Source organism: Burkholderia sp. AU44665, from assembly GCF_030504405.1.
Taxonomy (GTDB): Bacteria; Pseudomonadota; Gammaproteobacteria; order Burkholderiales; family Burkholderiaceae; genus Burkholderia; species Burkholderia semiarida.
Genome location: NZ_JAUJRI010000022.1, coordinates 80,539 through 91,941 on the forward strand (window position 1 = coordinate 80,539; position 11,403 = coordinate 91,941).

9 protein-coding genes are annotated in these 11,403 nt (G+C 67.1%); 8 read left to right on the plus strand and 1 reads right to left on the minus strand.

Annotation, left to right across the window (positions count from 1 at the left end; genetic code table 11):
- Positions 1–91: 91 nt before the first annotated feature.
- From QZM15_RS28625 to QZM15_RS28660, 8 genes are all read left to right on the plus strand, one after another.
- Positions 92–376, plus strand: coding sequence for a hypothetical protein (locus QZM15_RS28625; protein WP_059578002.1), 285 nt, complete (start codon positions 92–94; stop codon positions 374–376).
- A gap of 48 nt (positions 377–424) precedes the next feature.
- Positions 425–634, plus strand: a complete 210-nt coding sequence (locus QZM15_RS28630) for a hypothetical protein (protein ID WP_302107732.1) — start codon at positions 425–427, stop codon at positions 632–634.
- 33 nt (positions 635–667) lie between these two features.
- Positions 668–880: a 30S ribosomal protein S21 gene (rpsU, locus tag QZM15_RS28635; protein ID WP_059577430.1), complete on the plus strand. Its 213-nt coding sequence runs from the start codon at positions 668–670 to the stop codon at positions 878–880.
- Between the two features lie 9 nt (positions 881–889).
- Complete coding sequence (locus tag QZM15_RS28640) at positions 890–1,096, plus strand: hypothetical protein (protein ID WP_059637811.1); 207 nt, start codon at positions 890–892, stop codon at positions 1,094–1,096.
- Positions 1,097–1,142: 46 nt separating this feature from the next.
- Positions 1,143–1,484: a hypothetical protein gene (locus QZM15_RS28645; protein WP_059637813.1), complete on the plus strand. Its 342-nt coding sequence runs from the start codon at positions 1,143–1,145 to the stop codon at positions 1,482–1,484.
- Positions 1,485–1,751: 267 nt separating this feature from the next.
- Positions 1,752–2,486, plus strand: a complete 735-nt coding sequence (locus QZM15_RS28650; protein ID WP_060967484.1) for an ABC transporter substrate-binding protein — start codon at positions 1,752–1,754, stop codon at positions 2,484–2,486.
- Positions 2,487–2,899: 413 nt separating this feature from the next.
- Complete coding sequence (locus tag QZM15_RS28655; protein ID WP_060967163.1) at positions 2,900–4,207, plus strand: dicarboxylate/amino acid:cation symporter; 1,308 nt, start codon at positions 2,900–2,902, stop codon at positions 4,205–4,207.
- 13 nt (positions 4,208–4,220) lie between these two features.
- Positions 4,221–5,162: an amino acid ABC transporter substrate-binding protein gene (locus QZM15_RS28660; protein WP_059577419.1), complete on the plus strand. Its 942-nt coding sequence runs from the start codon at positions 4,221–4,223 to the stop codon at positions 5,160–5,162.
- A gap of 89 nt (positions 5,163–5,251) precedes the next feature.
- Here QZM15_RS28660 and uvrA read toward each other — a convergent pair whose 3' ends face one another.
- A complete protein-coding gene (gene uvrA / locus QZM15_RS28665; protein WP_302107733.1) occupies positions 5,252–11,161 on the minus strand; it encodes an excinuclease ABC subunit UvrA in 5,910 nt (1,969 codons plus the stop codon).
- Between the last annotated feature and the right edge of the window lie 242 nt (positions 11,162–11,403).

The following is an 11,403-nucleotide window of genomic DNA, read 5'->3' on the forward strand; positions in this document are numbered from 1 at the left end:
CCCCTTCACCCACCGGCCGCCCTGCAATGGGAATACTGGCCGAACGTGTTCGCCCATGCGACTCGCCGTGGCCGAACGCCAGGAGTTCGTCATGAGCATGCACGTCTATCGTGGATTCGAGATTTATCCGCTGATTTACCCTCACGTGGCCGCGCCGCATGGCTGCCCGCACAACTACGACGCCGGGTTCGACGCGGCCGTCAAGATTTGCCTGCGCGGCACCACCGATACGCTGACGCAGAGCCAGACCTTCCGATTGCACGACATCTCCCCATTCGACAATGCCGGCGACGCACGTCGTGCGTCGGTGCGCTTTGCCGAGAACATCATCGACGACAATCGGGACAAACAGGGCTTCTTTTCCAGCGCGCGCTGACGCGCGCTCGTCGGTACAACGCAATTTTTCGGTATTTTGGAGGACGAAATGATCATCGACGAACTGCTCGGCTTGATCGAACGGCATGAAGTCACCCGGATCGACGCCGTCGTTCCCGCCAGAATCGCCGATTCAGCGATGTGCCACCAACCCGAGCTGCACATGTTCATGGCGGTACGTGCGCTCTCGATCGGAGCAGGATATTCGGAATTCGAATCCGACGAGATAGCCAGCGCCGTCATGACGCGGCTCGGTTAGCTTTCCGTTCCAGCCTTTCCCGACAGGATCTACATGACGACAATTACGCTGAAGCTCAACGAACCGATCGATGTCGCGCTGCGGCGATTCCGGCGCGGCATCGAGAAAACCGGGCTGATTCGCGAATTGCGCGCCCGCACCGGCTACGAGAAGCCCACGACGGAGCGCAAGCGGAAGAAGGCCAGCGCCGTTGCCAGGCAGCGCCTGCGGGCCAAGCGCATGTTGCCGCCCCGAAAAATGTACTAGGAGGACATCGTGCACAACATGCCGGCCGAGGCGCCTCCGTTCTTCCCGCTGACGAAATGCGAAGTCGACTTCGATCAGCAGAACGACATGGTGACACTGCTGCCGAGCTTCTACGCATTCGGGTGCGAGTACACCAGCCGCGGGCTTCTGATCGGGCGAAGCGATGCGTTCAAGCTGATTGCCGCGATCGAGAAGGCGCTCAGCGTTCAGCAGTAATCCGACACCGGCGCACTCGCAAGCACCGACAACCCCAAAAAGGACCATGCGCGGCCGGACCCAGTACGTCGATCTGCTCTACTTCCTCGTTGTCATGCAACTCGTCACCCGCAGGCAGACGCGCGCGTGGCTTTCGCCGTTCCAGCTCGCCGAATCGCTGCAAGCGTGGCTGGTCATCCATCGTGCGAAATGCGAGTGGCGCGATCGCGTCTGGATAGGCCACGCTTCGCTTCAGATCGCGAAATCGGCCGGCCCGGCCGACAGCGCCGCACTCGCGCAACGGCTCGCGCATGCCGAACCGGCGCCGACGCCCGCTTCTCCGGACGCCTCGACGGATCGGGCGGGCCTCCGAATGGCGTGCATCCGTTACCTTCGCGAGCATGTCTGACCTTGATCCCCGTTGACGGGGCGACATGCAATCCGGCGACGGCGACCGACAGGCAGGGGTCGATGCGTCAGTGACATGCGAACGCGGTTCGCGTTCGTGCCGACATATCGGGTCACGACCGATTAAAAAAGTCGCGTGCCGGCTCGGCGTTTCGACGCGGCCACGCCCGCGGCATGCTACATCGGGCGTCCCGATGATAAGCTCGGCATCGACGCGCTGTCGCGCACCCGTCACCCGACCGACCCCAAGCCTCCCGCGAGTCCGCTCATGCCCATCGCTCCTGCTGTCGTCTCCGCCTTCACCCCCACCGGCAAGCTCCGCGCATCGATCAACCTCGGCAACCCGATCCTCGCGAACCGCGACCCGGCAACGGGCGAACCGTTCGGCGTCTCGATCGACCTCGCCCGTGCATTCGCCGAGCGCCTGTCGGCCGACCTGGAACTCGTGGTGTTCGACGCCGCCGGCAAATCGGTGCAGGCGCTGACCGACGAACGCGCCGATTTCGGCTTCTTCGCGATCGATCCGCTGCGCGGCGAAACCGTCGCGTTCACCGCGCCGTACGTGCTGATCGAAGGTTTCTATCTCGTGCCCGACGCGTCGCCGATCCGCACCCATGCGGACGTCGACCAGCCGCACAACCGCGTGGCCGTCGGCAACGGCAGCGCATACGACCTGTTCCTCACCCGCGAACTGAAAGCCGCGCGGATCGTGCGCGCGCCGACGTCGCAAGCGGTCGTGTCGACGTTCGTCGAGCAAAAGCTCGAAGTGGCGGCCGGCGTGAAGCAGCAGCTCGAAGCCGACGCCGCGAAAACGCCGGGCCTGCGCCTGCTCGACGAGCGCTTCATGGTGATCCGGCAGGCGATGGGCGTGCCGAAGAGCCGCGGCGACGCGGCGGCCGCGGTGCTGAACGCGTTCGTCGAGGAGATGAAGGCGTCGGGCTTCGTCGCCGATTCGCTGCGCCGGCACGGCATCACGGGCGCATCGGTCGCGCCGGCTGGCTGATCGACAGCCGCGCGGCGACGCGCCGAACGCGCCCATCCGCTGATCGACGGCATCTTCCGGCTCGCGGCTCGGGCATGCGATTTCAGCACGCGCCGGCTCGGTCCTCGCGCGCATGACGCGTGCGGAATCGCGGCAACGCAGCATCGCCCGGCACAGGACACGCGCAAATGGCGGAGCGGCGCCGGACGTCGCGCCCCCGCGACCGCCGAATGGGGCAATGTGCTGCTCCGCACAAACCCGTTGCGGACCGCGCCGGCTTCAGCCACGAAGCGCCACCGGCGCAATTGTCGAGCCCGATTGGCCTCGTCCCCGCGCTAGCGCAAACCCGGACCCGGTTGCACTGTTCATCGTCATTCTGGTCCTGTATCGTCCTTCCATCCCCGATTGCGAAACCGGTGCATGGGAGGCTCTCGATGCGAAAAAAGAATGCTGCAGCCGTCTGGATCCTGATCGCGATGCTGGCAGGCATCGCAATCGGCTACATGGTCTTCGCGAGCTTTCCCGACAAAAAGGCCGCGACCGAAATCGCCGGCTACATCTCGCTCGTCTCCGACGTGTTCCTGCGGCTGATCAAGATGGTGATCGGGCCGCTCGTGTTCTCGACGCTGGTCGTCGGCATCGCGCACATGGGCGACGCGGCGTCGGTCGGGCGCGTGTTCGCGAAAGCGTTCGGCTGGTTCATCACCGCGTCGCTGGTCTCGCTGCTGCTCGGGCTGCTGATGGCGAACCTGCTGCGGCCCGGCGACAACCTTGGCCTGCCGCTGCCGGACATCGGCGCATCGGCGAACCTCGCGACCTCCAAGTTCACGTTGAAGGATTTCGTCGGCCACATGGTGCCGAAGTCGATCGCCGAGGCGATGGCGAACAACGAAATCCTGCAGATCGTCGTGTTCTCGATGTTCTTCGGCGTGGCGCTCGCCGCGCTCGGCGAACGCGGCAAGATCCTCGTGGCCGCGATCGATCAACTGTCGCACGTGATGCTGAAGATCACCGGCTACGTGATGAAGCTCGCGCCGCTCGCCGTATTGGCCGCGATGGCCGCGACCGTCGCGGTCAACGGGTTGTCGGTGCTGCTGAAGTTCGCGGTGTTCATGGGGGATTTCTATCTGAGCCTGTTCCTGCTCTGGGCATTGCTCGTCTGCGCCGGGTTGCTGTTTCTCGGGCCGCGCGTGTTCAAGCTGCTGGTGCTGATCAAGGAAGCGTTCATGCTGTCGTTCGCGACGGCGAGCTCCGAAGCCGCGTATCCGAAGATCCTCGACGCGCTCGATCGTTTCGGTGTGCGCCGCAAGATCTCGAGCTTCGTGATGCCGATGGGTTATTCGTTCAACCTCGACGGCTCGATGATGTACTGCACGTTCGCGTCGCTGTTCATCGCGCAGGCGTACAACGTCCATCTGTCGCTCGGCACGCAGATCACGATGCTGCTCGTGCTGATGCTCACGTCGAAGGGAATGGCCGGCGTGCCGCGCGCGTCGCTCGTGGTGATCGCCGCGACGCTGCACCAGTTCGGGCTGCCGGAAGCCGGGCTACTGCTGATCCTCGGCGTCGACACGTTCCTCGACATGGGCCGCTCGGCCACGAACGCGGTCGGCAACTCGATCGCGAGCGCGGTAGTCGCGAAATGGGAAGGACAACTGATGTCGGAGGCGGAAGCCGAGGCCAACGCGGCGCGCATCGAAGCGGAACAGGAAGCGACGATCGCACATCCGACGGAAGTCTGACGGAGGCCCGCCGATGAAGATGCAGCGATTCCGGCTTGCGCTCGCGCTCGCGAGCCTGCTCGCCGCCAGCGCGTCCGCGCGCGCGGACGATCTGCCCTCCCCGCCGCCGCGCGTCGAGCCGTTCGCGCCGGCGCAACTGACCGGCACGCTCGCGAAGGTGCGCGGCACCGGCACGATCGCGCTCGGCTATCGCGACGCGTCGATACCGTTCTCGTACCTGAATGCGCGCCGCCAGCCGATCGGCTATTCGATCGAGCTGTGCAAGGCGCTCGTGTCGTCGATCGAGGATGCGGTCAACAAGAGCCTGACGATCCGCTGGGTGCCCGTCACGTCGGACAACCGCATCGACGCGGTGGTCAACGGCCAGGTCGATCTCGAATGCGGCTCCACGACGAGCAACCTCGAGCGCCAGAAGCGCGTGGCGTTCTCGCCGATCATCTTCGTGGCCGGCACGAAGGTGATGGTGAAGCGCGGCGCGCCGATCCGCTCGTTCCGCGATCTCGCGGGCAAGAAAGTCGCGGTGACGGCCGGCACGACCAACGAGAAAGCGTTGCGCGACCTGGACCAGCGGTTCAGGCTCGGGATCCAGCTGCAGGTGGTACCGGACCATGCGCAAGGCTTCGCGCTCGTCGCGAACGGCGGCGCCGACGCGTTCGCGACGGACGACGTGCTGCTGTACGGCCTGATTGCCGAGAATGCGGGCAAGGGCGGCCAGTACGACGTGGTGGGCGATTACCTGTCGTACGACCCGTACGGCATCATGTTCCGCAAGGACGATCCGCAGCTCGCGCAGGTCGTGAAGAACACCTTCGTGGAACTGGCCGCCGACGGCGAGATCGCACGCCAGTACAAGCGCTGGTTCCTGCGCCCGCTTCCGTCGGGCCTGAGTCTCAACCTGCCGATGAGCCCGCAACTGGAAACCATCATCGAGACGATCGGCATCAAGGGCGAATGAGCGCGGCGGCGGGCCGATCGCATGGGCGCATGGGCAAGCGGCCTCGGTATCTCGCCTGACACCGGGGCCGCTTGCGACAAGCACCGCGTCTAACCGACGCGCGCTTCGCCCTGCCGCTCGGTTTCGCCGTCGGGCGATGCCGTTCGCGCCAGTACGGGCTTCAATGCCCGCCCCGTATGGCTCGCACTCACCTTCGCGAGCGCTTCCGGCGGCGCCGCCGCGACGATCGTGCCGCCGCCCACGCCGCCTTCCGGCCCGAGATCGATGATCCAGTCGGCTTCCGCGATCACGTCGAGATCGTGCTCGATCACGACGACGCTATGCCCCGCATCGACGAGCCGGTGCAGCACGCGAATCAGCTTCGCGACGTCGGCCATGTGCAGGCCGACCGTCGGCTCGTCGAGCACGTACAGCGTGTGCGGCGCCTTCTGGCCGCGCCGCGTGATGTCGTCGCGCACCTTCGTCAGCTCGGTGACGAGCTTGATGCGCTGCGCCTCGCCGCCGGACAGCGTCGGCGACGGCTGGCCGAGCGTCAGGTAGCCGAGCCCGACGTCCTTCATCAACTGCAGCGGATGCGCGATGTTCGAGATCGGCGCGAAGAACTCGACCGCCTCGTCGATCTCCATCGTCAACACGTCGCCGATGTTCCGGCCGCGCCACGTGACGGCGAGCGTTTCCGGATTGAAGCGCTGCCCGTGGCACACGTCGCACGGCACCTTCACGTCGGGCAGGAAGCTCATGCCGATCGTGCGCACGCCTTGCCCTTCGCAGGCCGGGCAGCGCCCGTCGCCGGTGTTGAACGAGAAACGCGACGCCGTATAGCCGCGTGCGCGCGCTTCGAGCGTATCGGCGAACAGCTTGCGGATCGTGTCCCACACGCCGATATAGGTGGCCGGGCACGAGCGCGGCGTCTTGCCGATCGGCGTCTGGTCGACCTCGAGCACGCGATCGATCTGCTCCCAGCCGCTCAGCGACTCGCAGCCCTGCCATGCATGCGTGACGTTCAGCGACGGCCGCGGTGCGCTGCGCGCGAGCACGCTCGAACGGCGGTTCGTGGCCGGTGCGTCCTGTTGCGCCGCCTTGCGCGCACGCCGCGTGGCCGGCGACGACAGCACCGAGCGGCCGACCGCGTCCAGCAGGTTCGTCATCAGCACGTCGCGCGCGAGCGTCGACTTGCCCGAGCCGCTCACGCCCGTCACTGCGACGAGCCGCGCGAGCGGAATGCCGACCGTGACGTCGCGCAGGTTGTGCAGCGTCGCGCCATGCACGGTCAGCCAGGCTTCCGGCACGGCCTCGCCGCCCTTCTTGCCCGGCAGGCTCACGCCGCGGCGCGGCTGCAGCGGGTGCGTCATCGGCTGCGCGAGCAATCGGCCCGTGACCGAATCCGGCTGCGCGGCCAGATCGGCGACCGCGCCCTCGGCGACCAGCGTGCCGCCGCGCTTGCCCGCGCCCGGGCCGACGTCGATGATGTGATCCGCGCGGCGGATCGTGTCCTCGTCATGCTCGACGACGACCAGCGTATTGCCCTTGTCGCCGAGCTTGCGCAATGCGTCGAGCAGGATCTGGTTGTCGCGCGGATGCAGGCCTATCGTCGGCTCGTCGAGCACGTAGCAGACGCCCTGCAGGTTGCTGCCGAGCTGCGCGGCGAGCCGGATGCGCTGCGCTTCGCCGCCCGACAGGCTCGGCGCCGCCCGATCGAGGCTCAAGTAGCCGAGCCCGACTTCCTCGAGAAACGCGAGGCGGCTGCCGATCTCGCTGACGATGTCGCGCGCGATCTGCGCATCGCGCCCGCTGAGTTCCAGCGCGTCGATCCAGCGGCGCGTGTCCGACACCGTCCATTGCGCGACTTCGACGATCGGATGCGCGTCGAACGTGACCGCGCGCGCGGACGGGTTCAGCCGCGTGCCGTGGCAATCGGGGCACGGCTCGTTGCCGACGCCTTCCGGTTCCTGCTCGTCCGACGGCAAGGTTTGCTCGCGGCCGCGATCGTCGCCGGCGAGCACAGTGTCGTCGTATGCGGCGCGCTGTTCGCGCGTGAGCGTGACGCCGGTGCCGACGCAGGTCGTGCACCAGCCGTGCTTGCTGTTGTACGAGAACATCCGCGGGTCGAGCTCCGGATAGCTCGTGCCGCACACCGGGCACGCACGCTTGACCGACAGCACCTTGACCGCGCCGACCCGGGCGGTCGAACGATCGTTGCGCATCGCATCGTGCAGCCCGTCGAGCGGCGCGAGCAGGTGCATCACGCCCTTGCCGAGCTCGAGCGTCTCGTCGAGCCTGCGCCGCAACTCGGCTTCGTTGTCCGGCGACACGACGATATCGGCCACCGGCAATTCGATCGTGTGCTCGCGGAAGCGGTCGAGCTTCGGCCACGGGTCGACCGTGACGAACTCGCCGTCGACGCGCAGATGCGTGCTGCCGCGCGCCTTCGCCCATTTCGCGAGATCCGTATACACGCCCTTGCGATTGACGACGAGCGGCGCGAGCAGCCCGACGTGTTCGCCGCGATGGTCACGCAGCAGTTGCGCGGCGATCGATTCGACGGATTGCGACGTGACCGGCGTGCCGTCATGGATGCAGTGTTGCAGCCCGAGCTTCACGTACAGCAGCCGCAGGAAATGCCACACCTCGGACGTGGTCGCGACCGTGCTCTTGCGCCCGCCGCGCGACAGCCGCTGCTCGATCGCGACGGTCGGCGGAATGCCGTACACGGCATCGACCTCGGGGCGGCCGGCCGGCTGCACGATCGAGCGCGCATACGCGTTCAGCGATTCGAGGTAGCGACGCTGGCCCTCGTGGAACAGGATGTCGAACGCGAGCGTCGACTTGCCGGATCCCGACACGCCGGTGATCACGTTGAACTTGCCGTGCGGGATGTCGACGTCGAGCGCCTTCAGGTTGTGCTCGCGCGCATTGACGATGCGCACGACGTCCTCGCCTTCGATCGCCCGGCGCGCGCGCGCCGCGTTCAGCACGGCCTGCAACGGCTTGCCTTCGTCGGCATGCCCCGCGCCGGTATGCACCGCGCCGACATCCATCGCGCGGTCGTACTGCAGCAGCGCCACGCCGGTATGCGATTCGGCGCAGGCCTTCACGTCGTCCGGCGTGCCCGCGCACAGCACGAGGCCGCCGCCGTCGCCGCCTTCCGGGCCGAGATCGATCAGCCAGTCGGCCGCGCGGATCACGTCGAGGTTGTGCTCGATCACGATCAGCGAATGGCCGGCCGCAAGCAGCTTGCCGAATGCCTGCATCAGTTTCGCGATGTCGTCGAAGTGCAGCCCGGTGGTCGGCTCGTCGAACATGAACAGTTTCGCGCGCGCGATGCGCGCCTCTTCCGTCGCGACCCGCCGCCCGCCCGCCGCCGCCGCCGACTCGGCGAGGAAGCCGGCGAGCTTCAGGCGCTGCGCCTCGCCGCCCGACAGCGTCGGCACCGGCTGGCCGAGCTTCACGTATTCGAGGCCGACGTCGACGATCGGCTGCAGCACGCGCAGCACCTCGGCATCGGTCGCGAAGAACGCGGCCGCTTCGCTGACGGTCAGGTCGAGCACGTCGGCGATGTTCAGCGCGCGGCCGTCGCGCTCGATTCGCACTTCGAGGATTTCGGCACGGTAGCGGCTGCCGTCGCAATCCGGGCAGCGCAGGTAGACGTCGCTCAGGAACTGCATCTCGATGTGCTCGAAACCCGAGCCGCCGCAGGTCGGGCAACGGCCGTCGCCCGAGTTGAAACTGAACGTGCCCGCGCCGTAGCCGCGCTGCAGCGCGAGCGGCGCCTTCGCGAACAGCTTGCGGATTTCGTCGAACGCGCCGACGTAGCTCGCCGGGTTCGAGCGCGTGGTCTTGCCGATCGGCGACTGATCGACGAACACGACGTCGCCGACCTGGTCGGCGCCCGTCAGGCTGCGGTACGCACCCGGCGATTCGGTCGCCTTGCCGTGATGCCGCGCCATCGCCGGATACAGCACGTCCTGCAGCAGCGTGGATTTACCGGAGCCGGACACGCCCGTCACGCACACGAGCCGCTGCAGCGGAATTTCGACGGTGACGTCGCGCAGGTTGTGCTCGGTCGCGCCTTCGAGCACGATGCGCGGCGTGTTCGCGTCGACCGCGCGGCGCGCCCAGTTCGACGCATGCGCGACCTGCTTGCGGCCGCCGAGATACTCGCCCGTCAGCGTGTGCGCGGAACGGATGTCGGACGGCGTGCCGTCGTACACGATCGTGCCGCCGCGCTCGCCCGGGCCCGGCCCCATGTCGATCAATCGATCGGCCGCGAGCATCACCGACGGATCGTGCTCGACGACGACCAGCGTGTTGCCCGCGTCGCGTAACCGCTGCATCGCCTCGACGATCCGCGTGAGATCGCGCGGATGCAGCCCGATGCTCGGCTCGTCGAGCACGAACAGGGTTTTCGTGAGCGACGTGCCGAGCGCGGTGGTCAGGTTGATCCGCTGCACCTCGCCGCCCGACAGCGTGCGGCTCTGCCGGTCGAGCGTCAGGTAGCCGAGCCCGACGTCGCACAGGTATTTCAGGCGCGTGCGCACTTCGGCGAGCAGCAGCTTCAATGCGTCGTCGAGCAGCGCGCTCGGCAGCACGATTTCGTCGAAGAAGCGCCGGATGCGCTCGATCGGCAGCAGCATCAGATCGTGCACCGTCAGGCCGGGCACCGCTTCGAGCTGCGCGCGGCTCCATTCGACGCCGCGCGGCATGAAGCGGTCGGCCGGCGCGAGCACGGCGTCGGCATTCTCCTTCGAGCCGAGCCGCCATTGCAGCGATTCCGTCTTCAGGCGCGCGCCGCCGCACACGTCGCACGGCGTATAGCTGCGGTATTTCGACAGCAGCACGCGGATGTGCATCTTGTACGCTTTCGATTCGAGGTAGCCGAAGAAGCGCTTCACGCCGTACCACTGGCTCTGCCACTTGCCGTTCCAGTCCGGCGAGCCGTTGACGACCCAGTCGCGCTCGGCGTCCGTCAGCTCGGACCACGGCACGTCGCGCCGGATGCCGGCTTTCGCCGCATAGCGCATCAGGTCGTCCTGGCACTCTTTCCACGCGGGCGTCTGCATCGGCTTGATCGCGCCGCCGCGCAGCGTCTTGCGCGCATCGGGAATCACGAGCCCGAGATCGACGCCGATCACGCGGCCGAAGCCGCGGCAGGTTTCGCACGCGCCGTATGCCGAGTTGAACGAGAACAGCGCCGCTTGCGGCTCCGCGTAACGCAGGTCGCTATCGGGATCGTGGAGCCCGGTGGAGAAGCGCCACACTTGCGGCTCGGCCGTCGCGTTTTCCGCGTCCGCCGCCAGCACGTACACGTTCACGCGGCCGCCGCCGCGCTTCAGCGACGCCTCGATCGCCTCGACCACCCGCACCTTGTCGGCCTGCTGCACGCGGAAGCGGTCGGCCACCACGTCGAGCATCTTGCGCGGCCCGGTGGGCGACGCGACTTCGCGCTGCGCCTGCACGCGCGTGTAGCCGCTCGCCGACAGCCACTGCGCGATTTCCTCGTCGGACACCGCTTCCGGCAATTCGACCGGGAACGTGACGACCACGCGCGGATCGTCGCCCTGCGTGCGCGCGACGAGCTCCGCGTAGATCGTCTCCGGCGTGTCGTGCCGTACCTGCCGCGCGGTCTTGCGGTCGAACAGCTCGGCCGCGCGCGCGTACAGCAGCTTCAGGTGGTCGTTCAGCTCGGTCATCGTGCCGACGGTCGAACGCGAACTGCGGACCGGGTTGGTCTGGTCGATCGCGATCGCAGGCGGCACGCCGTCGACGCGCTCGACCTGCGGGCGATCCATCCGGTCGAGGAACTGCCGCGCGTAGGCACTGAAGGTTTCGACGTAGCGCCGCTGGCCTTCCGCGTACAGCGTGTCGAACACGAGACTCGACTTGCCGGAGCCGGACGGGCCGGTGACGACCGTCATTTCGCCGGTGCGCAGGTCGAGATCGAGATTCTTGAGGTTGTGCTGACGTGCTCCGCGAATGCGGATCAGATTGCTGGATGACAATTTGCCTGCCCGTCTGGATGAGTTAGCCGGAATTCACTGTGCCGCCGCGCCGCGGCGGATGTCGCACGGGCGATACCCGCGCCGGTCGAGTTCGACGGATACTATACTGTACATTCATACAGGTGCGACCTGAAAGTCGCTATCACAACTGTCTTGCCAATAGCAACCGGACAAGACCTGCTGTTCTGCCAGCAGTAGCCCACTCGGTCGTGCGTCGCTGGTAACGGCGGGGTGCGGAGCAT

Coding starts and splice junctions, on each gene's coding strand:
- QZM15_RS28660 (WP_059577419.1), top strand. CDS start 4,221: ATGAAGATGCAGCGATTCCGGCTTGCGCTCGCGCTCGCGAGCCTGCTC.
- QZM15_RS28630 (WP_302107732.1), top strand. CDS start 425: ATGATCATCGACGAACTGCTCGGCTTGATCGAACGGCATGAAGTCACC.
- QZM15_RS28650 (WP_060967484.1), top strand. CDS start 1,752: ATGCCCATCGCTCCTGCTGTCGTCTCCGCCTTCACCCCCACCGGCAAG.
- QZM15_RS28655 (WP_060967163.1), top strand. CDS start 2,900: ATGCGAAAAAAGAATGCTGCAGCCGTCTGGATCCTGATCGCGATGCTG.
- rpsU (WP_059577430.1), top strand. CDS start 668: ATGACGACAATTACGCTGAAGCTCAACGAACCGATCGATGTCGCGCTG.
- QZM15_RS28625 (WP_059578002.1), top strand. CDS start 92: ATGAGCATGCACGTCTATCGTGGATTCGAGATTTATCCGCTGATTTAC.
- QZM15_RS28645 (WP_059637813.1), top strand. CDS start 1,143: ATGCGCGGCCGGACCCAGTACGTCGATCTGCTCTACTTCCTCGTTGTC.